Source organism: Arthrobacter sp. FW306-06-A, from assembly GCF_021870055.1.
Classification (GTDB): Bacteria; Actinomycetota; Actinomycetes; order Actinomycetales; family Micrococcaceae; genus Arthrobacter.
On record NZ_CP084552.1, the window covers coordinates 2,816,512 to 2,841,210 of the forward strand.

At 68.3% G+C, this 24,699-nt stretch carries 22 protein-coding genes and 1 pseudogene; 5 read left to right on the top strand and 18 right to left on the bottom strand.

Annotated features, from left to right (window positions below):
• Positions 1-50: 50 nt before the first annotated feature.
• From LFT49_RS13155 to LFT49_RS13170, 4 genes are all read right to left on the bottom strand, one after another.
• Positions 51-1,376 carry an MFS transporter gene (locus LFT49_RS13155; RefSeq protein ID WP_237428482.1) on the bottom strand — a complete coding sequence of 442 codons (1,326 nt, stop codon included), beginning with the start codon at positions 1,374-1,376 and terminating at the stop codon, positions 51-53.
• Positions 1,377-1,459: 83 nt separating this feature from the next.
• Positions 1,460-4,585: an AAA family ATPase gene (locus LFT49_RS13160; protein ID WP_237428483.1), complete on the bottom strand. Its 3,126-nt coding sequence runs from the start codon at positions 4,583-4,585 to the stop codon at positions 1,460-1,462.
• Positions 4,582-5,760, bottom strand: coding sequence for an exonuclease SbcCD subunit D (locus LFT49_RS13165; RefSeq protein WP_237428484.1), 1,179 nt, complete (start codon positions 5,758-5,760; stop codon positions 4,582-4,584). The genes LFT49_RS13160 and LFT49_RS13165 overlap by 4 nt, the downstream gene beginning before the upstream one ends.
• Positions 5,761-5,828: 68 nt before the next feature.
• Positions 5,829-6,866 (bottom strand): aquaporin, encoded by a 1,038-nt coding sequence (locus tag LFT49_RS13170; protein WP_237428485.1) that lies wholly within the window; start codon positions 6,864-6,866, stop codon positions 5,829-5,831.
• Positions 6,867-7,032: 166 nt separating this feature from the next.
• Between LFT49_RS13170 and LFT49_RS13175 the strand changes: the two genes are divergently transcribed.
• Positions 7,033-8,136: an ADP-ribosylglycohydrolase family protein gene (locus LFT49_RS13175; protein WP_237428486.1), complete on the top strand. Its 1,104-nt coding sequence runs from the start codon at positions 7,033-7,035 to the stop codon at positions 8,134-8,136.
• Here the strand turns inward: LFT49_RS13175 and LFT49_RS13180 are convergent.
• Both LFT49_RS13180 and LFT49_RS13185 read right to left on the bottom strand, forming a co-directional pair.
• Positions 8,117-8,596 carry a DUF4395 domain-containing protein gene (locus LFT49_RS13180; protein WP_236798736.1) on the bottom strand — a complete coding sequence of 160 codons (480 nt, stop codon included), beginning with the start codon at positions 8,594-8,596 and terminating at the stop codon, positions 8,117-8,119. The genes LFT49_RS13175 and LFT49_RS13180 overlap by 20 nt on opposite strands.
• A 122-nt stretch (positions 8,597-8,718) precedes the next feature.
• A complete protein-coding gene (locus LFT49_RS13185; RefSeq protein ID WP_237428487.1) occupies positions 8,719-9,780 on the bottom strand; it encodes an exonuclease domain-containing protein in 1,062 nt (353 codons plus the stop codon).
• 82 nt (positions 9,781-9,862) lie between these two features.
• Here LFT49_RS13185 and LFT49_RS13190 point away from each other — a divergent pair, with 82 nt between their 5' ends.
• Positions 9,863-10,657: a DedA family protein gene (locus LFT49_RS13190; RefSeq protein ID WP_236802886.1), complete on the top strand. Its 795-nt coding sequence runs from the start codon at positions 9,863-9,865 to the stop codon at positions 10,655-10,657.
• Between the two features lie 74 nt (positions 10,658-10,731).
• On the opposite strand, the gene rdgB is transcribed toward LFT49_RS13190, so the two are convergent.
• The 6 genes from rdgB to clpS form a co-directional block, all read right to left on the bottom strand.
• Positions 10,732-11,379, bottom strand: coding sequence for an RdgB/HAM1 family non-canonical purine NTP pyrophosphatase (rdgB, locus tag LFT49_RS13195; RefSeq protein ID WP_237428488.1), 648 nt, complete (start codon positions 11,377-11,379; stop codon positions 10,732-10,734).
• On the bottom strand, positions 11,376-12,134 hold the full coding sequence (gene rph, locus LFT49_RS13200) for a ribonuclease PH (protein ID WP_272910796.1): 759 nt from the start codon (positions 12,132-12,134) through the stop codon (positions 11,376-11,378). Before rph ends, rdgB begins: the two co-directional genes overlap by 4 nt.
• 61 nt (positions 12,135-12,195) lie before the next feature.
• Entirely contained in the window at positions 12,196-12,993 is a 798-nt protein-coding gene (locus LFT49_RS13205; protein WP_236819928.1) for an MBL fold metallo-hydrolase, read from the bottom strand.
• A complete protein-coding gene (murI, locus tag LFT49_RS13210) occupies positions 12,990-14,060 on the bottom strand; it encodes a glutamate racemase (RefSeq protein WP_373462122.1) in 1,071 nt (356 codons plus the stop codon). Before murI ends, LFT49_RS13205 begins: the two co-directional genes overlap by 4 nt.
• A gap of 65 nt (positions 14,061-14,125) precedes the next feature.
• Positions 14,126-14,692 (bottom strand): DUF2017 domain-containing protein, encoded by a 567-nt coding sequence (locus LFT49_RS13215; protein ID WP_236798746.1) that lies wholly within the window; start codon positions 14,690-14,692, stop codon positions 14,126-14,128.
• A complete protein-coding gene (clpS, locus tag LFT49_RS13220) occupies positions 14,685-15,068 on the bottom strand; it encodes an ATP-dependent Clp protease adapter ClpS (RefSeq protein WP_236798747.1) in 384 nt (127 codons plus the stop codon). The genes LFT49_RS13215 and clpS overlap by 8 nt, the downstream gene beginning before the upstream one ends.
• Before the next feature lie 38 nt (positions 15,069-15,106).
• On the opposite strand from clpS, the gene LFT49_RS13225 reads away from it, so the two are divergent.
• The gene (locus tag LFT49_RS13225; RefSeq protein ID WP_236798748.1) at positions 15,107-16,435 is read left to right on the top strand and encodes a nicotinate phosphoribosyltransferase; all 1,329 of its coding nucleotides are present in this window, start codon (positions 15,107-15,109) and stop codon (positions 16,433-16,435) included.
• Between the two features lie 9 nt (positions 16,436-16,444).
• Positions 16,445-17,080: an isochorismatase family protein gene (locus LFT49_RS13230; RefSeq protein WP_236798749.1), complete on the top strand. Its 636-nt coding sequence runs from the start codon at positions 16,445-16,447 to the stop codon at positions 17,078-17,080.
• A gap of 4 nt (positions 17,081-17,084) precedes the next feature.
• Here the strand turns inward: LFT49_RS13230 and LFT49_RS13235 are convergent, their stop codons facing one another.
• From LFT49_RS13235 to LFT49_RS13255, 5 genes and pseudogenes are all read right to left on the bottom strand, one after another.
• Positions 17,085-18,869: a DEAD/DEAH box helicase gene (locus tag LFT49_RS13235; protein WP_237428489.1), complete on the bottom strand. Its 1,785-nt coding sequence runs from the start codon at positions 18,867-18,869 to the stop codon at positions 17,085-17,087.
• Complete coding sequence (locus tag LFT49_RS13240) at positions 18,869-19,207, bottom strand: DUF3039 domain-containing protein (protein WP_236798752.1); 339 nt, start codon at positions 19,205-19,207, stop codon at positions 18,869-18,871. Before LFT49_RS13240 ends, LFT49_RS13235 begins: the two co-directional genes overlap by 1 nt.
• A 108-nt stretch (positions 19,208-19,315) precedes the next feature.
• On the bottom strand, positions 19,316-20,095 hold the full coding sequence (gene nagB / locus LFT49_RS13245; protein ID WP_237428490.1) for a glucosamine-6-phosphate deaminase: 780 nt from the start codon (positions 20,093-20,095) through the stop codon (positions 19,316-19,318).
• An 18-nt stretch (positions 20,096-20,113) separates the two neighbouring features.
• A pseudogene (locus LFT49_RS13250) lies at positions 20,114-21,684 on the bottom strand (transporter).
• Entirely contained in the window at positions 21,666-22,460 is a 795-nt protein-coding gene (locus LFT49_RS13255; RefSeq protein ID WP_237428491.1) for an ABC transporter ATP-binding protein, read from the bottom strand. The pseudogene LFT49_RS13250 and the gene LFT49_RS13255 overlap by 19 nt, the downstream one beginning before the upstream one ends.
• Positions 22,461-22,510: 50 nt before the next feature.
• Between LFT49_RS13255 and LFT49_RS13260 the strand changes: the two genes are divergently transcribed.
• Complete coding sequence (locus LFT49_RS13260) at positions 22,511-24,388, top strand: Na+/H+ antiporter (RefSeq protein ID WP_236798756.1); 1,878 nt, start codon at positions 22,511-22,513, stop codon at positions 24,386-24,388.
• A 12-nt stretch (positions 24,389-24,400) separates the two neighbouring features.
• On the opposite strand, the gene LFT49_RS13265 is transcribed toward LFT49_RS13260, so the two are convergent.
• Positions 24,401-24,679 carry a DUF3253 domain-containing protein gene (locus LFT49_RS13265; protein WP_306967775.1) on the bottom strand — a complete coding sequence of 93 codons (279 nt, stop codon included), beginning with the start codon at positions 24,677-24,679 and terminating at the stop codon, positions 24,401-24,403.
• Positions 24,680-24,699 lie beyond the last annotated feature (20 nt).

The following is a 24,699-nucleotide window of genomic DNA, read 5'->3' on the forward strand; positions in this document are numbered from 1 at the left end:
GGTCGAACCAGCGGCCGGACGGGCCGGGATGCGCCGTGCCGGGTGTGCTGTCAGGCCTTTCGGCGGAGCACGACGGCGGCTGCCGCACCCAGCAGCGCCAGCGCCAGCGCGGCGCCGACCGGGACAAGGAACGCGGCACCGTGTCCGTGCAGCTGCGCCAACTGCCCGCCAACAGAGGATCCAAGGGCGGTTCCGGCGACAATCCCGCTGGCCAGCGCGGTCATGACGGTGCCCAGCATGCCGGCGGGAGCCACCCTTCCGCCCACGGCAAAGACCGTGACCATCACCGGGCCCACGGGCAGCCCGAGAAGCAGCAGGACCGCCGCCATCATGGAAAGCGACGACGGCACCAGCAGCAGGACGGCCAGTCCCGCCATCAGGACAGCACAGAGCACCCAGCGCAGCGCGAGCCCGGCGCGGCGCGGCCAATAGGCAACCGAGAGTGCCGCGGCAGCCGAGCTGAGCCCCATGACGGCGTACAGCAGCCCCGCGATTTCGGTGCCGGCGAGCCCAGCGGAGAAGGCGCTGAGGGCAGTCTGGGTAGAGCCAAAGAAGGTCCCCATGCACACCATGGCAAAGACGGGCAGGGCCACCACCCACGGCAGCTTTGCTGCGCCCCGGCCCGTTTCAGCATGACGCTGCCCACGGCGGTACCGGCGGGCGGCCGGAACCGCGCGGTGGGTGGGATGGACTGCGAAGGCCGGTACAAGCGTGATGGTCATGGCCGCGGCCAGTGCCAGCGGAAGCCAGGGCGCAACGAGGCTGGCCAGGATTCCCACCAGTGCCGGTCCCAGGACGAACGTCACCTCGTCCGCGGTGCTTTCGTAGGAGAGGGCCGTATCCAGGTCACGGACAGGATCGGGGCGCGGAGCCGTAGCGTCCGCGGTGGCCGTCAGGGACATCCACCGCACCCGCGCCAGGGGGCCCACCTGGGGACTGGTGGCGCCGGCTGCGAAGGCAACTGCCAGCACAGCAAGCGGAAAACCTTCGGCTGCCGCAGAGGCATTGGCGGCGAGCACCAGGGCCAGTACCGCCAGGGTATTGAGCGCAGCTGCGAGCAACAGGACTGGACGCTGTCCCCTCGTGTCTGCCAAGGATCCCAGCAGCGGCGCGCCAAGCGCCGAGCCGATGCCCACCGCGCCCGCGGCTGTTCCGCCCGCGGCAACGGAGCCGCTGACGGAAGTGACGAGGGTGAGTGTGCCCATGGTGAGCATCGCCAGGGGAAGCCGGGCGAAGAGTCCCAGGGGGATGAAGCTCCGGCCTGCCAGCTGCGGGAGGCGCGAAAAGCGTCCGCGCGCTTTCCCTTCCGCCGGGTTCGCGGCGGTGACGCGGGCAGGGGTGTCGCTGGTGCTTGAAGGAGTAGATTGTGTAGTCAATTCCGGGCTCGTTCAGTCGGTGCGCACCGTCCCTCCTCCCGATGCGCGCAACCCGGTAACGCGTTATAGTATATCGGCCCCGGTCAGACGAGCGCGTCCAGGCTTTCGGAGATCCGGAGCGTGGAGCCGTTCCGGCTCTTGAGTACCTGCAGCTGCGTGCCGATCCGCTGTTTCATCTCGGCTACATGGCTGACAAGGCCCACTACCCTGCCGCCGTCGCGAAGCCCTTCAAGGGCATCCATCACCTGTTCCAGCGATTGTTCGTCCAGGCTTCCAAAGCCCTCATCCACGAACAGGGTCTCGATTTCAACTCCTCCGGCCTCTTGCTGGACAACGTCCGCCAGGCCCAGGGCCAGGGACAGCGACGCCATAAAGGACTCGCCGCCGGACAGGGTGGACGTATCCCGGCGGAAGCCCGTCCACTGGTCCACCACTTCAAGCCCCAGCCCTGACTTGGCACCGCGGGCGGCTTTGGCGTCTGTGTGCTGGAGCAGGTAGCGACCATCGCTCATGGCCACCAGCCGTTCCGACGCGGCGAGGGCCACCTGTTCCAGCCGGGCGGCCAGGACGTAGCTGTTGAGGCTCATACGGTAGGTGTTCTCGCCCCGACCGGACGCCGCATCAGCCAGTCCGGCGAGCATTTGTGCCTTCTCCGCGGGCTCCCGTGACGAGCAGACCAGCGTCTCGTATTCAGCAGCAATTGACGTCAGCGAGGCCAGGCAACGGTCCGCCAGACCCGCCGCCAAATCCGCCTCCCGTGCGTCGTTCTGGGCAGCCGCCGCTCCCGCACGCATTTCTGCCAGCCGTTCCTCGTCCATCTGGAAGCCCTCCGCGGCTTCAGCCATTGCCAACACGATGTCCTCGGACTCGAACAATCCGGCCACCCGGGCGGCTTCGTCCTGGAAAGCACGGATTGCGGCGTCCAGGGCCGCGGCTTCAGAGGCTCCGAGGAGCTGGCCACGGACGTCGGCGACTGTGGCGAAGCCGGCCTCCGGCAGGGCACGCTCAAGGTGTTCGCGCGCTTCAGCAGCCTGCAGCAGTGCAGCATCCAGCCGCGCCTGCGCTTCGACCGCTTTATCGAGGACCGCTACGGCTTCCTCAAGTACCCGCAACCGGCGGTCCAGGCTACGGTGGCCGCCGCGCAGCCCTGCCAGGCCTTTGTCCAATGAAGCAGCCTGTTCAGCCAGTTCGGCAAGGGAGGCAGCGACCCGGGAGAGGTCCGCCTCGGCTTCGGCCATGCCGGACCGGGCCTGACCAATGCCCGCATCCAGTACTTCGAGCCGTTGCCGCCTGCCCTGGAGTTCCTCCGTTGCCTGCTCGGCGTCGTTTGCCGCAGCGAGGGCACCGTCCGCGGCAGCGCGGGCTTCTGCCTCGGGGGTGTTTCCGCCTTGTCCGGCGAGGACAGCCACCGCCTGCTCAGCCTGGGTAAGTTCGGCGGTAACCGAGGCGTGGGCTGCCTCCGCAGCCTCGTAAATGTCGTGGGCTTTCTCCTCTTCCTGGGCCAGGCCGGGGCCTCCGCTGCCGGCATCTGCGGGGCTGGGATGGTGGCCGCTGCCGCAGACGGCGCAGGGTTCTCCATCAACCAGCTTCGCGGCCAGTTCGGATGCCGCATTGGCCAGGCGTGCCTCCCTCACGTCCAACCAGCGGCGCTTGGCCTCCAACAGGTTCTCCCGCGAGTCTCCGTGACGGCCCCTGACGAGGCCCAGGGCCCTAACGGCGGAACCGTGGCGCCGGACCACGTCCAGCAGTTCCGCGGCGGCGGCAGCTTCCTTGCGGCGAAGTGCGGCATCGGTGGACCGGGTTTCCAGCCGGTCCATGCCGTCCACCAGCTGTTCGCGTTCCACCAGCAGCTGCGAGACGGTGTTGCCCAGCGTCTCCGCGGCCTGCTGGAGTTCTGCCTGCTTCCCGGACAGTGCCTGGTGCCGCTTTCGGAGGTCCCGGAGCTTGTCCTCGTCCGGCAGCCGCGCCTCGACCACCGCCAGCAGCGAACGCAGCCGGCCGAGTTCTTCCGCGGCCCCGGGCATGCCGTCCTTGGCGGCATCGCCACATTCACCGGCTCCGGCGGTTTCGGCGGAAGTGAAGGACTCCAGCACCGCATCGGCAGCTTCCGCCGCCGTTTCCAGGCCGAGCTGGGCCAGTTCCCCGCCATCGCCAACGGCGAGCCGGAGCAGCGTCATGGCGGATTCGGCGCCGGCTGCAGCACTGCGCACCTTGGCCGATGCGGCGTCCACCACCTGCAGCTGTCCCTGGAGGACTTCGGCCTGGCGGTGGCGCCTGAGCCGGGACAGAAGCTCCTCCTGCCGTTGGGCCCCTTCCTTCACGGCCTCCTGCCGCTCCATGGCAGCTTGGAGTTTCCGGTTCCTCCCCTGCCGCGCGGCCTCCTGATCCGCCTGGTTGCGGCGGTCCTGGCTTGCGGCCTCCGCGGCAGCGGCGCGGTCCCTCAGTTCCTCAAGGCGCCGCGCGGCGGAAGCCTGCAGCCATGCAAGGCGGCGGGGAACATCTTCGGCGGGCGGTGCGTCGTCCTCCGGAAGCTGCAACGGGGCGGCTTCGGTTTCCGCCCGGGAGGCCAGGAGTCCGAGTTGCCCGGACAGTGCCGCCACGTCCTCGCGGGCGGCAGCGGACTGGCGGGACAGTTCCTGTTCCAGGGCCTCAAACCGCTGGGTACCAAAAAGCTTCTGCAGCAGGTCCAGTCGGTCGGCAGCCTTGGAGCGGAGGAAGGCAGCGAAGTCACCCTGGGGCAGCATTACCACGCGGGTGAACTGTTCACGGTCCATGCCCAGGAGCGCCATGATTTCGGCACCCGCTTCATCGTTGCGGGCCGACTTTTCCACCCACGTTCCGTCCACCCGCTCCCGGAGCAGTGTTTTGGCCTGTTGAACCGTGAAGCCGTTCTTACCCCTGGCACTGGGCTTCTCCCAGGCCGGGGAGCGTGTCACCTCGAAGCGGCGGCCCTGCGCGGAAAACTCACACGTGACGGCCGGTTCCTGCCCGGGCTCTGCGTGATCGCTGCGCAACCGCTTGCCGTCCTGCCGGGCCCCGGGAACAGACCCGTACAGTGCAAAGCAGATGGCATCCAGCACGCTGGTCTTTCCCGCACCCGTAGGCCCGTTCAGCAGGAAAAGACCATGGGCACTAAGCCGGTCGAAGTCGACGTCCTCGGTGCCCGCGAAAGGGCCGAACCCCGAAATGCGCAGATGGTGGATCCTCACCGCGATGCCTCCAGCAGCCTGACGTTTTCCAGGGCGGCGGCAAGCGCAGCCTTTTCCGCCTGGTCCGCGCTCCGTCCCCGTACGTGTTCAAGGAAGCCGCAGCAGAGAGACAGGTCATCCGGTGCCCCGGCAAGCCTGCTGCTATAGCTGGCCTGCGCGGTGGCCGCCCCGCCCTGCGGATCGAATGCCAGGACCAGCGTGTCCGGAAACCTGGTGCGGAGCCGTTCCATCGCGCGGGCGGGACGCTGGGCGTCGGTCAGGGTGATCTGGCAATAGGCGGCTTCGGCCCAGGTATGGGCGGGTTCAGCCAGGAGGTCCTCCAGCTCTCCCCGCAGTACAGCCAGGGCGCGCGGGGCTTCCCATTGGACCTCCGACACAGCGGCGACTCCTTCCGGACCGATGTCCACGAGCCATGCCCCCTTCCGGTGGGTGGACTCGGAGAAGGAATAGGCCAGCGGAGAGCCCGAATACCTGACGGAGCCGGACAGTTCCTGCCGGCCGTGCAGGTGACCCAGCGCCGTGTAGCTGAAGCCGTTAAACAGGTCCAGCGGCACTGCGCCGACCCCACCGATGCTGAGGTCCCGCTCGCTGTCCGAACTGATGCCTCCGCTGGCGAACGTGTGGGCCAGGACCACCGAGTGGACGGTGGCGGACTCCGACCGGCGGGCAATGTCCTCCCGGATCCGGGAGGTTGCTGCACGGGTGACCTCGAAATGGCTCGCCGTCTCCACCCCGAGCTGCTCACTGACGAGCCGGGGCTCCAGCCACGGAATACCGTAGAGCGCCAGCACGGCGTCCTTGCCGGCCGCATCGGTTCCCAGCGGAAGCAGGAGAGGCTGGGCCAAATCTTCCACCCTGGTGCGCAGGTGCACTCCCCCACGCTCCAGCAGCCGGGACGCGAAGCCGAGCCGGATGGCGGAGTCGTGGTTGCCGCTGGTGAGGACCACTTTGGCACCTGCGGCAGTGAGCCGGACCAGCGCGTCGTCAAGCAGGTGGACCACGTCCACGCCCGGGAGGGCGCGGTCGTATACGTCCCCGGCAATCAGGACGACGTCGACGCCGTCGCGCTGGACCGCTGCCACCAGCTGGTCAACAAAGGCACGCTGGGCGTCCAGCATGCCAACGCCGTGGAACGAACGGCCAAGATGCCAGTCCGAGGTGTGAAGTAACCGCATGTTCCTAAGCTATCGGCAGCCACTGACACTTCAGAAAATAGCCGCGACGCAGTGCCGCGGTGCAGCGTTCAGGACCGTTTGCCGTCAAAGAATTCCTGGGCCTCGCTGACGCGGATCCTTTCCTGCTGCCGGGCGCTGGCCTGGCGCTGGGCCGTGGCGGGCGTACCGGCACCTGTCCTGGGGGCCGCGGCGCCGTCGTCGTCATTGCCCGTGAGGTCCCCGTCCAGGCCGTCCGGGTTTACACCGTCGGCGTCGAGGCCACCGGCGTCGACGTCGCCCGCCTCTGTCACGTCGGTGCCTTTCCGGTTGCCACCGGCCTTGCCGTCGTCGGAGGCCTGGTGCGCAGCGGCCGCGGCAGGCTCAGCGCCCGTGGTGATCCGGAACGCCAGGCCGGCGATGGCAGCGCCGGCCAGCGGCGCCACCAGGAAGACCCACAGCTGCTCCATGGCCCAGCCCGAGCTGAATACGGCTGAGGCCACGGCACGGGCGGGGTTGTACGGCAGGTTTCCCACCGACTGGCCCACCTGGAGCAGGGCCGCGAAGGACAGGCCGACGGCGACGGCGGCCACGGTGCGGTTGCCGCTGCGGCCGGCTGCGCCGAGGAAGACTGCCACGATGATGGCGGCGCCCAGCAGTTCCAGGAGCACGACGGCGGCCAGCGGCGCCTGGATGATGGAGTGCGCAGCGAAACCGGCTGCCACGGTGTCGAAGGCCGTGCGGCTGTCCGGGATGCTGGGAAGCGTCCGGAGGATCCCGAACAGGGCAAGGGCGCCTACCAGGGCACCCACCACCTGGGCGGCGGCGTATGCCGCGGCGGCACCGGCACGGATCCGGCCGGCGAGGAGGTGCCCCAGGGTGATGGCCGGGTTGAAGTGGCCGCCGGAGACATGCCCGAAGGCGAGCATGGCGGCGGTGATGGCCAGGCCGGCAGCAAGCGCGGCAGGAACTGGGCTGGACTGCGGAATGCTGAACAACGGCACACCCAGCCCGGCCACGGCGAGGAAGAGGCTGCCGAAGGCCTCGGCCACCAGGCGGGGCAGCAAGCCGGGGGCGGTGTCAGTACCGCCGGGCTGCAGTGCGTCGCGGGCTGGGGCTGGGGTGCTCATGGGGAAACCTTACGTGTGGGAGGCAGGTGCGTGCCGGCGGTCTGGCCACGGCAACCCGAGCAGTATTCCAGCCCAGGCTGTACGTTTGCTGGGCACCAGCTGTTGGCGGCGCCCCGGGACCCCTTGGGTTGGGCGGAGTTTGTACGGGGGACGGTACATTGACAGCATGAGCACTGACCCCGGCATTCCCGCGCCCACCCTCAAGTCCCGGATCCACGGCTGCCTGCTGGGCGGGGCGCTGGGAGATGCGCTGGGCTACGCGGTGGAGTTTGATTCCATCGACGACATCCGGGAACGCTTCGGTGCCCGGGGGCTGACCGGGCTTGGCGAGCTGTCCGGCCCCCGCCACTTTTCGGATGACACGCAACTGACGCTCTACACCGTTGACGGCCTGGTGGAGGCACTGGAATGGGCCAACGCGGGGGTTGGCGCGGACGTGAACGCCTGCCTTTGGCTGGCCTACCTGCGCTGGCTGGCGACGCAGGGCGAGGACGCCGGGGCGTCTGCGCCGGCACCCCAGCCCCGCTGGATCGACGGCAACGAGGTGCTCCGGCAGCGCCGGCACCCCGATAGGGACTGCATCAGCGGGCTGGCCACCGGCGAAATGGGAACCGCGGTGCGCCCCGTTAATGCCGGCGCAAAGGGCCCCGGTACGGTGATGCGTTCAGCGCCCTTTGGGCTGATTCCCCACATCACGCCCGACGCCGTCTACAAACTGAGTGCCGATGCCGCCGCCCTGACGCACGGGCATCCCGCGGCCCACCAGAGCGCCGGAATCTTCAGCCTGCTGATCCACCGGCTGGTGACCGGGGAGCCGCTGCGGGGCGCTGCGGCCGCAGTCGCTGCCCACGCCGCCACCCTTCCGGAGGCCGCACCGGAACTGCCGGAGCGCCTGGAGGCCGCCATCCGCCTGGCGGAGAAGTCACCTGGTGCCCTGGGGAAACTGGCCGGCCCGGAGGAACTGGTCCAGGCACTGGGCGGGGGCCGGACCGCGGAGGAGGCCCTCGCCGTCGCGCTTTACGCCGTCCTTGCCACGCTCCCGGCCGGCGCTGCCGACGGGCAGCCGGACCAGCATTTCCGGGATGCCCTGGCAGTGGCCGTGAACCACAGCGGCGGAAGCGATACGGCAGGCTCCCTGGCGGGAAACATCCTGGGCGCCCTGTACGGGGAGGCCTGCCTGCCGGCGGAATGGCTTAATGGCCTCGAAGCACCGGAGGTCATCCGGGGCATGGCCGATCAGTTGGTAAAGGTTACGACCGGCGAAGGCTGATGTTGTTGCAGGCTTCGCAGACATCCTCCGGAATGAGTCCACGGCGCTGCAGGAACCCGAAGATGGTGCAGCCCAGGCAGAATCCGGCGAAGGCTTCCAGCGACGCTGCGACCACCAGGACGCCGAGGAGCGTCCAGGCTGCCGGTGCCGCGCCTGCAGCGAACAGGAGCAGGGCGGCGGTGGACACTGCCGCACCGATCCCCTGGGCAAAGCGCTTGGGCGGCCCGGGAACCAGCCGCACCTTTCCCAGCCGGGGAGTGATGACCTTCACTGACAGCAACGCCAGGGGTGAAATCCGCGGGCCGAAAAGCAGCCGGAGCCAGAACCCGATGGCAATGGCCAGCAGCCCCCACGCGGAACCTGCCACGGCGGTGACGACGGCGAGCAGCACCACCAGCGCGGCGGTGACCCTGGCGGCGTACTCATTGACGGGATTGGGAAAAGCGAACAGGGAGGACATGACGCAAGGTTAGGAGCCTGTTGCCCGGGCGGCCAAGCTTTGTTGCGCCGCGTGACTGCAGGCAACGGAGGGCATGACGGGTCAGGGCAGATGCTCAGGGGGCTGAGGTCAGGGCATGGGGCTCAGGCGCTGACCGCAGATGCCAACGCGCCCTTCCAGCTGTCCGCGCCGGCACCCTGCGGGCCGCCGGGAATGTCCCCGCCCACCATCTGGAGGAACTCGCCCTCGGAGAGCACCTCGATGGCCTGTCCCCGCTCGTGGAGTTCCAGGACGCGCCGCGCCTTGCCGGTGAGCCTGCCCGAGCGCAGGTCCGAGGCAACGAACCCGTCCCCCACCACCAGGACGGTAGTCCGGGCGGTGACGCGGCTTTCGGTGCGGGCGCCGCACCGGGCCGAGCGGAGCTTCGCCTCCGGGCGTTCGATGGAGAGTTGCCCGGTGAACACCACCGTCTGCGCGTACAGGGGGTGGCCGGGCTCGGCATCCGCGTTCGGCTCGGGGTTGGCCCCTTCCTCGGGCCAGCCGGACTGGAACCGGCGGACCAGCGCGGCGCCGTTCCCGGAAGCACCGGCCACGGCCGCGAGGCTGGGCTTGGACAGCTCGCCCGTGGCGGGATCGAAGGCCTGCTGGCGGGGCATGTCCAGGCCCAGGGAGAGATAGAGTTCGGCGATGCTGTTGGCGCCGTTGCGGGCGGCGATGTCAATGAGGATGCCGGCGCAGGCACGGGCGTCCTCCGTGGCGTCATGGTGGTTGACCAGCGGGACGCCCGCTTCCTCGGCGGCAAACGGGAGCGAATTGGAGACCAGCGAGTAGCAGCGGCGGGACAGCATGACGGTGCACACATAGTCGTAGGCTGGGCCGGGCAGGCCGGACACCTCCAGCGCCGAGCGGATCACGCCCAGGTCGAACGCGGCGTTGTGGGCTGCCAGTACATCCCCGCCGATGAAGGCACCGATCTCAGGAAACAGCTCACCGAAGCGGGGCATACCGGCAACGTGGGCAGGAGTGATCCCGTGGATCCTGACATTGTGATGGTCAAAGTGGTCGTACCCGGAGGGTGGGCGCATCAGCCAGGAGGCCTCCTCGACGATCCTGCCGCCCCTCACCTTCGTCAGTCCCACGGAGCAAGGGGAGCCGCGGAAGCCGTTGGCCGTTTCGAAGTCGATCGCCGTAAAGTCCAAACCCACGGCCCCTACCTTACCGCCGCACGCGCCCCACCCTGGGCGGGACAGGCCCGTCAAGTACCCTTGAGGGGTGAACTTTCCTGTGATGAATGACCTCGCTGTGTCCATGCTGGGCGGTGCGGGACCGGTCCAGCCGAAAATGGCGTCGTTCCTGCCCGATTGGCTGAACCCCCAGGTCTTCCTGGCCGATCCGGCCCTCGCCCCCTGGGTGGTCCTGCTGGTATGCGGAATCGTCTTCGCCGAGACCGGCCTGCTGGTGGGGTTCTTCCTGCCGGGCGATTCCATGCTGTTCACCGCCGGCCTGCTGGTGGCCACGGACACCATCAAGTTCAACATCTGGCTCCTGGCCCTGCTGATCGTGGTCTCGGCCATCATCGGCAACCAGACCGGTTACCTCATCGGGTCCAAGGCGGGCCCTGCCATCTTCAACAAGCCAAACTCCCGGCTGTTCAAGCGGGAGAACGTGGAGAACGCCCACGCCTTCTTTGAAAAGCACGGCGGCAAGGCGCTGATCCTGGCCCGGTTCGTGCCGATCATCCGCACCTTTGTTCCCGTGATCGTCGGTGTTGCCCAGATGAGCAAGCGGAAGTTCTTCGTGTTCAACGTCATCGGCGCGGTGCTGTGGGGCGGCGGCGTGACCCTCCTCGGCTACCTGCTGGGCGACAAGGTGCCGTGGGTCCGCGACAACCTGGACATTATCTTCATCGCCATCGTGCTGGTCTCGGTGATTCCCATCGGCATCGAAGTCCTGCGCGGCCTGTCCGCCAGGCGCCAGGCGCAGGCCTACGGCACCGATGCCGTGGATGAGTTCATCGAGGAACACGGCCCGGAAGAGGATCAGAAGACGCCCCGCAACATCCGCGGCAGCCGGCCGGAGTAGCAACGCTCCAGCCTCCAGCGGCAGCAAAAAAGGTGCGCACCCACGCGGGTGCGCACCTTTTTTGCGTGTTTCTCCTAGCCCGCCGCTTCCAAAGCTGCCACGATCGACGGCAGCAGCGCCCGGAACGCCTTGCCGCGGTGGCTGATGGCGTTCTTTTCCTCAGCAGACAGTTCGGCGCAGCTGCGGTCCTCGCCGGCCGGCTGCAGCACCGGATCGTAACCGAATCCGCCGCCTCCCCGCGGTTCGCGCAAGAGGATGCCTTCCAGCTGCCCGTACTCCACCACTTCCCGGCCGGGGCCATCCGCGTCCGCTGGCAGGGCCAGGGCGGCAGCGCACACGAACGCGGCCCCACGGTGTTCGTCCGGGACATCCGACAGCTGGTTCAACAGGAGTTCCAGGTTGGCGGCATCGTCACCGTGCCGTCCGGCCCACCGGGCGGAGAAGATGCCGGGGGCCCCGCCCATGACGTCCACGGCCAGCCCGGAGTCATCGGCGATGGCCACCAGGCCGGTGGCGCCGGCCACCGCCCGCGCCTTCAGCAGCGAATTCTCGGCGAACGTCACGCCGGTTTCGACGACGTCCGGCGCACCTGCCGCGGCGGCATCCACCACCTGGGTGTCGACGTCGAGCCCTGGCACCTGCCCGCGCAGCAGTTCGCGGAGCTCCCGGAGTTTGCCTTTGTTGTGCGTGGCGAGCACCAGGCGGGGCGCCACGCTGCTCACAGGGTGTCCGCCAGGGTTTCGCGCTGGATGGCAGCGAGCTGGGCCGTACCCAACAGCGCCAGGTCCAGGAGCTGGTTCAGCTCGTCACGGTCGAAGGGGGCGCCCTCCGCGGTTCCCTGCACCTCCACGAATTTGCCCGAGCCCGTGACCACCACGTTCATGTCGGTCTCGGCCCGGACATCCTCCACGTACGGCAGGTCCAGCATGGGGACGCCGTCGATGATGCCCACGGAAACGGCGGCGATGGTATCGATCAGCGGCTGCGCGTTCCGGGCGATGAGCTTGTTGTCGCGGGCAAACCGGATGGAATCCGCCAGGGCAACATAGGCGCCGGTGATCGCTGCGGTGCGGGTGCCGCCGTCGGCCTGCAGGACGTCGCAGTCCAGAACGATAGTGTTCTCGCCCAGGGCCTTGGTGTCGATGATGGAGCGCAGCGAACGGCCGATCAGCCGCGAGATCTCGTGCGTGCGGCCGCCGATCTTGCCCTTGACGGACTCGCGGTCGGAGCGGGTGTTGGTTGCGCGGGGCAGCATGGCATACTCCGCCGTGACCCAGCCTCTGCCCTCGCCCTTGAGCCAGCGCGGGACGCCTGGTGTCAGCGATGCCGTGCAGAGCACCCTGGTGTTGCCGAATTCGATCAGTGCCGAACCTTCAGCCTGGTTGGACCATCCGCGGGTGATGCTGATGGGCCGGAGCTGGTCGGGGGCACGGCCGTCGGCGCGCACGATGGGCACTGCAGTTGCTTCAGATGTCATGCCTTTAGCTTATCGAGTGCCGCTCCGCCGGACGTCCCCAGCACACAGACGGCAGGTGCAGCTAGATGGTGTAGTGCACGCCCGCCACGGCGACGGCAACGTCGCCCGGGAACACCGGGCGGGCTTCAGCCATGACGGTGGTCTGCGACGTCCATACCGGGATGTGGGTCAGCAGGAGCCGCCGCGCACCGGCAGCTGCTGCCGCCTCGCCGGCCCGCTTGCCGGTGAGGTGGACGTCGTTGATGCCGTCGTCCCGGCCCTCTTCGAAGGCTGCCTCGCACAGGAACAGGTCTGCGTCCTTGGCAGCTTCCTCAAGCCCCGCGCAGGAATCGGTATCGCCGGAATAGGTCAGGACGCGGGACACCGGGGTGCCGTCCTTGCCGGGTTCAACCACTTCCACCCGGAGGGCGTAGGCCTCCTCGATGGGATGGTTGACGGAGAATGGGGTGACGGTGAAGGGGCCCACGGTCACCGGTTCGCGTTCGGTCCAGTTAGTGAAGTCGAACTCTTCGTGCATGCCCGGGTCCAGCTCAAGCCCGTAGGCGGTGGCCATCCGGTCTGCCGTGGCGGCGGGGCCCCAGACGGGGATCCGGCCGCGGCCCCAGCCTCCGGGCTTCCAGCGGATGGCCACGTGCAGCCCGCAGAGGTCCATGCAGTGGTCCGGGTGCAAATGGGTGAGGAAGATCGCGTCGATGTCCTCCAGGTCCGTGTAGCGCTGGATCGCCCCCAGCGCACCGCTGCCGAGGTCCATCACCACCTTCCAGGTCCGGTCGCCGTCGGTGGCGGTCAGGAGGTAGCACGACGCCGGGGAGCCGGGCCCGGGGAACGAGCCCGTGCATCCCACGATGGTCAGCTTCACAGGCCGGGACCTCCGGTGCGCCGCGCGTTGGCAAATCCGCCGCCTACGAAGTTGGAGATCCTGGGCCGGTTCCGTGCGCTTTGCGCGGCGGCGATCATCTCCGGGGTGATGCGGGCCAGGCTGCCGGTGGGGTACTGCGCCGCGACGTGGTCCACGTGGCGTACGGACAGCACCTCCGGGCCCAGGAACCGCCGGGCGAGCGCCTCGAACTGCCCGGCGTCGCCGGTGGCCACGAAGTGGTGCTCGGGAGGGGTATCAGAGGTCCGCTGCAGGTTGTGGGTGGCCAGGGCGCGGTAGACGTCCTTGGCGGTTTCCTCTGCGCTGGAGACGAGGGTGACGTCGGCGCCCATGACGAAGGAGATAACGCCTGTCAGCAGGGGGTAGTGCGTGCAACCCAGCACCACGGTGTCCACGCCGGCCGCCTTCAGCGGCGCCAGGTATTCCTCCGCAACGGCGAGCAGCGCCGGTCCTGTGGTGATGCCGGCTTCCACGTAGCTGACGAACTCGGGGCAGGCCACCGAGGTGATGTCCAGGTCCGGAGCTGCTGCGAAGGTGTCCTCGTACGCCCGCGAGCCGACAGTTGCGGAGGTTCCGATCACGCCGACTTTCCCGCTGCGGGTGGCGGCAACGGCGCGCCGCACCGCGGGCTGGATGACCTCGATGACCGGAATGCCGTACTTGGCGGTGTACCGCTCACGGGCATCCCGCAGGACAGCGGCCGACGCCGAGTTGCAGGCGATGGTGAGCAACTTGACGCCGGAGTCCACGAGTTCGTCCATCACACCCAGGGCGTTGGCCCGCACCTCTGCGATGGGCAGCGGCCCGTAAGGGCCGTGCGCAGTGTCCCCCACGTAGAGGATCGACTCGTTTGGAAGCTGGTCGATGATGGAGCGCGCCACGGTGAGGCCGCCAACGCCGGAATCGAAGACGCCGATGGGCCGGGCTTCGGGGGCGGCGGCCGGCAGGTCACTTGCGGCGGCCGCGGGCTGTGTTTCCGCCGACGGGTCCGCGCTCGAGGCTGTTGTCATGGTTATTCGAGGATAGGCGGTGCCGGAAGCGTCAGTCATCATCTTGTGTCCAGCGACTCGTGTCTGCTCTGTCACAAGGACGGCCTCCCCCTGGCCGCCGTCGCTCACCGGCGGGATTCCATCGATTGCAGCATGGCCTGGACCAGGGACTCCTGCAGCCAGGTGGTGAAGTTGTACACCAGCGCCAGGTAGCTCTCCACGTCCTCGGCCTGGGACCAGTCCTGCATGCGGTGGACGTGCTCGGCGTCGGCCTCATCCCTGATATCCAGCCGCTCTGCCAGCACAAGGCGGACGTCATTCAGCGCCATGGACCAGTGCCTTGCGCCCTCGGGCGTCAGCACGATCTCGTCCTTGTCCAGGTCCAGCGCCGCCGCACGCAGCGCCCCGATCTTTGTTTCCCGCAGTGAACGCTCGGTGAGCTGGCGGAACTCAAGGGACGCACCGCCGTCGTCCTTCACCACGTTGGGCAGCAGCCGCTTGACGGCACGGTCGGTGGGCTCCGCGACGTCCATGTCGAGTCCGATCAGGGCCGCCAGCGGGTCCTGCCCGGCACGGTCCTCCGGCTGGAGCATGGAAATGACATCGTCAATCAGGCTGCGCAGCAGGTCCCGTTCGGCCGGTTCCAGGTAACCGGTGATGCCTTTGAGTCCGTACTTGAATGCCTTAGCCACGCTTCCCCTTACCCTGGCCCGAACCGCCGGACCTGCCCGAGTTGCCGCCGGAGCCTCCGCTGGCCTTTTCCACCGTGGCCCAAAGCCCAAACCCGTGCATGGCCACGGCGTGGCGCTCCACCTGTTCCTTGCTGCCCGAGGCGACGATGGACCTGCCCTTCTTGTGGACCTCCATCATCAGCTTGTTCGCCTTGGTCTCCGAGTAGCCAAAGTAGCTTTGGAACACGTAGCTGACGTAACTCATGAGATTGACGGGATCGTTCCAGATCACCAGGTTCCAGGGGATGTCCGGCGCGGTCAGGGAGTCGGTGGACTCTGCTGTGCCGGTCCGGATGCCCTCCTGTGTATCAGGGCCGGGCGCAACGCTTATGGTCATCTGTCCATTCTATGGGGCTGGCTACTAGAGTGACTTTCGTGAGCACCTCAGCCGGCTGGGACCATCCCCGCACGTCCTTTTACACCGACCACTATGAGCTGACCATGCTGCAGGCAGCCCTCCACTCGGGGGCCGCGCACCGCAGGTCCGTGTTCGAGGCTTTCGCGCGGCGGCTGCCCGACGGCCGGCGCTACGGCATCGTCGCCGGCACCGGGCGGCTCCTGGAGGGCATCGCCAACTTCCGGTTCGGCGAGGCCGAACTGGAATTCCTGGAGCGTACGCACGTGGTCAACCGGGAGACGCTGGACTACCTGGCCAACTACAAATTCTCCGGCGACATCTGGGGCTATGCCGAAGGCGACGCGTACTTCCCCAACTCCCCCATCCTGATCGTGGAGGCGTCATTCGCGGAGGCCTGCATGCTGGAGACCTACCTGCTGTCCGTACTCAACCACGACACCGCCATCGCCTCCGCCGCTTCGCGGATGGTGAGCGCGGCGGGTGGCCGGCCCTGCATCGAAATGGGTTCACGGCGCACCCATGAGGAAGCCGCCACCGCATCGGCGCGGGCCGCCATCATCGCGGGCTTTGACAGCACCTCCAACCTTGAGGCGGGCATCCGCTACGGCGTGAAGACCGTGGGCACCGCCGCCCACTCCTTCACCCTGCTGCACGATACCGAGCGGGAGGCGTTCGAGGCCCAGATTGCCTCGCTGGGCGAGGGAACGTCCCTCCTGGTGGACACGTACGACGTCGAAAAGGCAGTCCGCACGGCCGTTGACCTGGCAGGGCCGCGGCTGGGCGCCGTCCGGCTGGACTCGGGCGACCTGGTGGCCCAGGCGCAATGGGTGCGCCGACTGCTGGACGACCTCGGCAACGAGCACACCAAGATCGTGGTCACCTCCGACCTGGATGAGTACGCCATCGCGGCGCTGCAGTCAGCCCCCGTGGACTCCTATGGGGTAGGCACCTCGCTGGTGACCGGTTCGGGCGCCCCCACGGCCAGCATGGTCTACAAACTTGTCAGCCGCACGGACGATGACGGCAACTTCGTGTCCGTGGCCAAAGCGGCCAAGAACAAGGCAAGCGTGGGCGGGCGCAAGTACGCACTGCGGAAGTTGGACGAACGCGGCAGGGCCACCGCCGAGGTGGTGGGCGTGGGCCACCGCCCGGAGGACGACGGCAACGACCGTCCACTGCTGCAGCAGTTCATGAAAAATGGCGAGCTGATTCCGGGCTGGACCGGGCACGAGGGCGTGCTCCGCGCGCGGCAGCGCCATGAGGACTCCATGGCGGAACTGCCGCCCGTGGTCAACCGCCTGCAGCGCGGCGAAGCCGCAATTCCCACTCTCTATGAAGACAACTGAGGAGCACTGATGGCCCGCGCTTTGATCATCGTGGATGTCCAGAACGATTTCTGCGAGGGTGGCTCGCTCGCCGTTCCGGGCGGGGCGGCCGTCGCCGGGGCCATCAGCGAGTACCTGGACGCCCACCACAGGGAATTCGACTATGTGGTGGCCACCCAGGACTGGCACATTGATCCCGGCAGCCACTTCTCGGAGACGCCGGACTACAAGGACAGCTGGCCACGGCACTGCGTGGCAGGCAGCCGCGGAGCGGAGCTCCACCCGGACCTGGACACCGAATATGTGGACGCGTACTTCCGGAAAGGCCAGTTCGCTGCCGCCTACTCAGGATTCGAGGGCCTGCTGGCTCCCGAAGACGCCGTCCCCACCGGGGAGCGCAAGGCCGGTGGCGCCGCTGACATGGACGCCGAGTCGCTGGAGCCGGATGACGACGCCGTCGGCCTTGATGACTGGCTCCAGAGCCACGACGTGGAGGACCTGGTGGTGGTTGGCATCGCCACCGACTACTGCGTCAAGGCCACCGCCCTTGACGCCGTCCAGGCAGGCTACGGCGTCACGGTGGTGCGGTCGCTGACCGCCGGCATCGCCGAGGACCTGGAGGACACCGTTGCCGAACTGGAACTCGGCGGGGCCGATATCGCCTGAGCCGCTACTTGCGGCCCACGAACCAGTCCTGAAGCTTGCGCAGCCGGGACTTCAGCTGTTCCTCGTTGGCCTGGGCCACGGGAGGGCCGCCGCAAACGGTCCGTAGCTTGGTATGCACCACGCCGTGTGGCGTTCCGGTCCGGGCAGACCAGGCGGCCACGTTCTTGGCCAACTCGTTGCGCAGGTCCATCAGCATCCTGTGGTCAGGCACGGCCGGCACCGAACTCTCGGCGGCCGCGGCAGGAGCCTTCCGGTTCCTCCGGTTCAACTGCTCGTGCTGGCGTTGGCGCAGGAGCATCCCCACCTGCTCCGCGTCCAGGAGCCCCGGGATGCCCAGGAAGTCCATCTCGTCGTCGGACCCCACCTCGCCGCCGGTGCCAAACTCGCCGCCGTCGAACAGGACCCGGTCAAAGGAGGCCTGCGAGTCGAGCGCCTCGAACTTGCCCTTGGTCAGGTTGTCCGAGGCCTTCTCCTCCCGGTTGGCCTCGTCCATCAGCGAGTCTTCCGGGTTGAACAGGCCGTCGCCGTCCTCCTTTTCCGGCCGGTCCAGCGCGTGGTCCCGCTCCATCTCCATGGAGTTGGCCAGCGCCATCAGCTGCGGGACAGAAGGCAGGAAGACCGACGCCGTCTCGCCCCTTTTGCGGGCACGCACGAAGCGGCCCACGGCCTGGGCGAAGAACAGCGGAGTGGACGTCGAGGTGGCGTAAACACCGACGGAGAGCCGGGGCACATCAACGCCTTCGGACACCATGCGCACGGCCACCATCCAGCGCTTGTCGCCGGCGGAAAATTCCTCGATCTTGCTGGACGCCTTGGCGTCGTCGGAGAGGATGACGGTGGGTGATTCGCCGGTGATCCTCTTCAGCTGCCCGGCATAGGCGCGGGCGTCCTCGTGGTCGGTGGCGATGACCAGGCCGCCGGCGTCGGGCACGGTCCGCCGTACCTCGCTGAGCCGTTTGTCGGCGCCGGCCAGGACGGCGGGAATCCACTCCCCCGCGGGGTTCAGCGCCGTCCGCCAGGCGTGGGACGTGATGTCCTTGGTTACCGCCGCCTCGCCAAGCGACGCCGCCATTTCCTCGCCGGCGCTGGTGCGCCAGCGCATCTGGCCCGAGTAGGCCATAAACATCACAGGACGCACCACGTGGTCCCGGAGGGCGTTGCCGTAACCATAGGTGTAGTCGGCCTTGGAGCGCCGGATGCCGTCCCGGTCCTCCGCATACTCCACGAACGGGATGGGCGAGGTGTCCGAGCGGAACGGCGTACCGGTCAGGGACAGCCGGCGCACGGCGGGATCGAACGCTTCGCGCAGTCCGTCACCCCAGGACAGGGCTTCGCCGCCATGGTGGATCTCGTCCAGGATCACCAGGGTGCGGGCAGCCTCTGTCTTGGCGCGGTGCAGCATTGGCTTGCTGGCTACCTGGGCATAGGTGACGGCGACGCCGATGAAGCCACGGCCGTGCTGGCCGTCGGAGTTCTTGAAGTTGGGGTCGATGGCGATACCCACCTTGGCGGCCGCGTCGGCCCACTGGCGCTTCAGGTGGTCCGTGGGCGCAACGATGGTCACGCGGTTCACGGCACCCGAATCGATCAGGGTGGAAGCGATCCGCAGCGCAAAGGTGGTTTTACCGGCACCGGGGGTTGCCACCGCGAGGAAGTCGCGGGGACTGTTCTTCAGGTAGACGTCGAGCGCTTCCTGCTGCCAGGCACGGAGTTTCGGGGCGGTTCCCCAGGCTGCACGTTCCGGGTAGGCCGGAGGCAGGGTGGGGCCGCCAAAGAGCGTCTCCGTCACTACTTGTCGTTGCCCGAGCCGCCCGGACCCTTTCCGCCGTCGTTGCCCGGCCGGAGGCCTTCATAGACTTCCTTGCACTCGGGGCAGACCGGGAACTTCTTCGGGTCCCGGCCCGGGGTCCAAACCTTGCCGCACAGCGCAATGACAGGTTCCCCGGTCATGGCGGACTCCATGATCTTTTCCTTCCGCACATAGTGTGCGAAGCGCTCCCGGTCGCCCGGCTCCACTTCCTGGCGCAGTTCCTCGCGCTCAATGGTGGCCGTGGACGTTCCAGCCCCGGAAAGCTCGCGCATCGGGTCGTTTTCGAGAGGGTCCGTCATGCTAGTCATGCCATCCATCTTAGCCGTTCCGTCGGCCGGACGTTCGACGGCGGCACGCCCGCAGCGGGGTCCGGCACCGGCCGCCGCCGTACTTTTTGCTCCCTGGCGGCGCACCCGCAGGCGTTGCTACAGTCCCTGCCAGGCGGGCTTGTTTTCGTAGGTGTGGCGGTAGAAATCCGCCAGTTTCAAGGCCGAGGCAGCGGCTTCGTCCAACAGGACCGTGGCATGCGGATGGAACTGGAGCACGGATGCCGGGCAGATGGCAGCCACCGGCCCCTCCACGAAGTCGCGGACGGCCTGGGCCTTCTGCGCGCCGGTGGCCACGAGGACCACGTGGCGCGCCGCCATGATGGTGGCCAGGCCCTGGGTGATGACGTGGTGGGGCACTTCGGCAAGGCTGTTGAAGAACCGGGCGTTGTCCCGGCGTGTCTGCTCGATCAGGCTTTTGATCCGCGTCCGGGAGGCGAAGGAAGAGGCCGGTTCGTTGAAGCCGATGTGCCCGTCGGTGCCCACGCCGAGCAACTGCAGGTCCACTCCGCCTGCCGAGATGATGGCCTGTTCATAGGCTTCGCAGGCAGCGGGGATGTCGGCCGCGGTTCCGTCGGGGCCATGGACGTTCTCCGGCGCGATATTCACCCGGTTGGTGAATTCCCGGCGGACCACCTCGCGGTAGGACTCGGGGTGGCCGGCGGGCAGGCCCACGTACTCGTCCAGCGCATATGCCGAGGCCCTGCTGAAGTCCAGGCCCTGGTCATGCCGCGCCGCGAGCTCGTTGTAGACGGGCAGCGGTGACGAGCCCGTGGCCAGGCCCAGGACAGCGTCGGGTTTTCTCCGGATCAGCTGTTCAATGGCGTCGGCAGCGAGCTTTCCGATCTGCCTGCTGCCGCCAAGGATCACAATCTCCATGGTGTTCCTTCCTTGAAGTCAGCGGTTGACGGTGACTTGTGCCAGAAGCTCGGGTCCGCGCGCGTCCAGCCACTTGCCGCCCAGCCGGACACCGGCCAGGAAGAGGACCAGGCCCAGGACGATGCCTGCCGCCAGGGTGAGCCAGCCGAACAGGATGTTCCCGGTCACTGCGTTTGCCACCAGCAGCGCGGCCTCGGGCAGGACCAAAACGATCAGGACCAGCATGCCGACGAACTGCACGGCCATGGTCTGCCCCACGTTTCCGGGAGGCTTCTTGAACGGGCTGTCCCCGGGCAGCGGGACGATGACTGCATAACGGGCAGAGACCACCGAGGACAGGCCCAGGCCGGTGAAGAGGATGCCCAGGCTGAGCCCAGCTGCCCGGGCAACGCCGCCCAATTGCCGGTGAACGCCGCGTAGCCCACCGAGAACACCAACACCACCGGCAGGGCGAACGCCAGGCACGCCAATGCCCTGCCCAGCCTGTCGGCCACGCCGCGGACGCCAGTGGCCAGGTGCAGCGCGAAAGCGGTGTTGTCGTAGGAGACGTCGGCGGAGATTGACCAGGCCAGGATGAAGGCGGCCAGCGGCGCCAGGAAGGCTAGGCTGCCGTAGCTTCCGGTTTGTGTCCCTTGGAACGCCAGCACCACGGGAAGCAGCGGGATTACCACCAGGGAACCTGAGTAGCGCGGGTCCCGGAACCAGTAGGTGAGCGACCTTGCCATCACGGCACCGGCAGGGGTGGCAGGCAGCACACCGAACAGCCCCAGCCTGCCGCTCCTGCGCTTCCCTGCACCGGCATAGGGCGGGGTGACCAGGGCGCGCTCAAGCAGCAGCTTCCAGCACCAGGCGAGGGCACCCAGGACAGCCACCGAAAGCAGCAGTTTCACCCCGGCCTCACCGGGCCGGGCCGACGCAATATCACCGCCGAGCGCCCACGGGGCGCCCAGCGGTGTCCAGGACAGGGTCCGGGCGAACTCCGGCAGGAACCCCGTGGATGCGGAGATGCCGCGCCCGACGCCGGCCACGATGGGGCCCAGCAGGACCAGGGGCACCATGAACGCGATGGCGCTGATGTCCTTGAACCGGCGGGAAGCAGCCAGGCTTGCCGTAGCTGTGGTCACCACCTTGGCGAGGACCACGCAGGTCATGACGCCAAGGCATGCGCCGAGCAGGGCTGCGAGCGCGGGCAGCACCCCGCGGGACCAGGTGACCACGGTGGACAAGGCCACGAGCGCGGTGGCCAGGCCGGGGATGCCAATCAGCCCGCCAAGTGCCAGGCCGGCGAGCAGCTGCTTCATGGGTATGGCGAAGGTGGTGAAGCGGGCCGGGTCGAGGGTCATGTCCGTGGCCGAGGCCACCACCGGAACCACACCCCAGCCCAGCACCGCTGCGGAACCGCCCAGGACCACCGCCGTATGGGCGGTCGCTGGTCCGGCGCCCCGGAGCAGGATGAGGGCAAGGACCAGCGTTGCCACGACTCCCAGCGCGTAGAGCCCGGCGATGGCCATGCCCACCAGCTGCCAGGGGCTGCGGCGCAGGCCGTTGCGCAGCAGCGTGAGCTTGAGCCTCAGAAGGTGCGCAACCATTCCAGCCCCTCCGTGTGGCTGTGTCCGCCGACCAGCTGCACGAACCGGTCCTCAAGGGACATGCCGGCCCGCACTTCGTCAACGGTTCCTGCGGCCAGGAGCCTGCCCCGGGCCACCACCGCGACGTGGTCGCACATGCGCTGCACCAGGTCCATCACGTGGCTGGAGACAATGACGGTTCCGCCGGAGGCCACATACCGGTCCAGGATGGAGCGGATGTTCGCGGCCGAAACCGGATCGACGGCTTCGAAGGGCTCGTCCAGCACCAGGAGCCGCGGCGCATGGATCAGGGCCGACGCCAGGGCAATCTTCTTGGTCATGCCTGCGGAGTAGTCCACCACCAGCGTGCCGGCATCCTGGGTAAGGTCCATGGCTGCCAGCAGCTCGCCCACCCGGGCCGCCACCACCGCCTTGTCCATGCCCCGCAGCAGCCCGGCATACGTGATCAGCTGCTCTCCGCTGAGCCGGTCGAACAGGCGGACGCCGTCAGGCAGGATGCCCATGAGCCGTTTGGCTTCCAGCGGGTGCTGCCACACGTCCACGCCGTGCACCACGGCGGTGCCGAAGTCCGGACGCAGGAGGCCCGTTGCCATGGAAAGCGTGGTGGTCTTGCCTGCACCGTTGGGTCCGACGATGCCGAAAAACGAACCGGCAGGCACCTCCAGGCTGATGCCGTCCACCGCGATTTTCCCGCCGAACCGTTTGGCCAGCCCACGGAGGGAAAGGGCCGCCGTTTGGCCGGAACTCGGCGCCGGGCCAGGTGTCGGAGCAGTCATGGTGCCAGCCTAGTCCGCGGGCCAGCTCCGCGGGGTGCGAGACTTACGGAATGGACATCGCGTTGGGTTTGCTGGTGATCGTTGCCGTGGTGTGCGCCGGCAGTGCCTTGGGCCGCAAACTGAATATCCCGGTTCCCCTGGTGTTGGTCCTGGCCGGGGTGGCGGGATCGTTCCTGCCGCTCATTCCGCCGGTTGTGCTGAACCCGGAGCTGGTGCTGGTTGGCCTGCTGCCGCCGTTGCTGTACGCGGCCGCCTTCCGCACGTCGCTGTTCGACTTCAAGACCAACCGCCGCTCCATTGGGCTGCTGTCCGTGGGATACGTCATTTTCGGCACCCTGGGCGTGGGGTTGGTGGTGTGGTGGCTGTTTCCGGAGATCCCGTTGGCGGCCGCCTTCGCCCTGGGCGCGGTGGTGGCGCCTCCGGATGCAGTGGCGGCCACCGCCATCGCCCGGAAAGTGGGAATGCCGCGCCGGATCGTCAACATCCTGGAAGGCGAATCGCTGGTCAACGACGCCACAGCGCTGGTGTGCCTGCGGGCGGCAGTGGCCGCCATCGCGGGCTCGGTGTCCGCGCTGGACGTGGCCGGCGGGTTCGTGGTGGCCGCGGGCGGCGGCCTGGCGGTGGGCCTCGCCGTGGCGTATGTCCTCACCGAAATCCGGAAACGGGTGCACAACGTGGCCATCAACACCTCCACATCGCTGATGGCACCCTTCGTTGCATACCTCCCGGCCGAGGCCATCCACGCCTCCGGTGTGCTCGCCGTCGTCGTCACCGGCCTGGTGATGGGCACCAAGGCGCCGTCCATGCCCAACGGCGCCGCGCGGCAAAGCGCCAGGAGCAACTGGGACACCATCCAGTTCCTGCTGGAGAACTCCGTGTTCCTGCTCATCGGTCTGCAGGTACGGACCATCGTCGAGAGCGTCCAGGACGATTCGCTCGGCGCGGGCCGCGTGTGGTTCGGCTGCGCGGTGGTCCTGCTGGCCGTGCTGGTACTGCGGCCGGTCTGGGTCTTCCCCGCGACCTACCTGCCCCGCCTGATCCCTTCGGTACGGCGGTCGGACCCGGCGCCGCCCTGGCAGTTCCCGGCCATCGTGTCGTGGGCAGGAATGCGGGGTGTGGTCACCCTGGCCGCGGTACTCACGCTGCCCGACGACCTGGAGCACCGCAACGTGTTGGTCCTGGCGGCCATGGTGGTGGTGGGCGGCACGCTGGTACTGCAGGGATTCACGCTGCCGGCCCTGGTCCGGGCACTGGGGCTGCCGGGGCCGGACCGGCGGGAGGACGCCCTGAACCAGGCCTCGCTGATGCAGCTGGCTACAGCTGCGGGGATGGAGCGGCTGGAGCAGCTGCGGCGCGAGAGCGACCCGCCGGAGGTCATGGACATGCTGCGGCGCCGGACGCAGGAACGCGGGTTGGCAGCCTGGGAGCGCCTGGGCAGGCCGACGGCCGAGGCGGCCACGCCCAGCCAGCGCTATGCCCAGCTGCGGATGGCGATGCTGGAGGCTGAGCGGGACAAGGTGCTGGAGCTCAGGCGCGGCGGGGAATTTGCCCATGAGGTCCTCAGCGAAGTCCTGGAACGGCTGGACGTGGAGGAGTCCATGCTCGACGCCTCCCTCAATGAGCTCGATTCCGCCGCCGACGGTGGCGGCGGCGAGGGGCTGTCCCAGCCGGGCGGTGTGTGCGACCACCTGACGGCTGCCATGCCGGCGCCGGTCCCCGACAACCCGGCCTGTTCCGGGTGCGAGCGGGAGGGCACCTCGCCGGTGCACCTGCGCATGTGCCTTGCCTGCGGGACCGTCGGCTGCTGCGACTCCTCCGCTGGGCGCCACGCCAGCCGGCACTTCAAGGACACGGGCCACCCCGTCATGCGCAGCGCAGAACCCGGCGAAGACTGGCGCTGGTGCTACGTGGACGAGCTGCTGGGCTGACAGGGTGGTGTCTCAGGGCGCCTTGCGGATGCGGATCGGTCCCTTTGCCGTGGCGGGATCGACGACGGATCCGCCCTGGGTGATGTGCACCTGACCGGCGTCCACCAGGCGCCGGGCAGCCTCCCGTGCCGGCTCCATGAGGTGGCGCCAGTCGTCGCCGCCTACGGCCCTGGCAGCATCGGACGGGCAGATGGTGGAGGTTGCCGCCCTTGCCGCCAGGAGTTCCAGGATCTTCGCTTCCAGCTGCCCTTCAACCGGGTTTTGCTGATCATGCCTGCTGCTGCCGGCCAGGCCGGTCTCCTCGGTCAAAA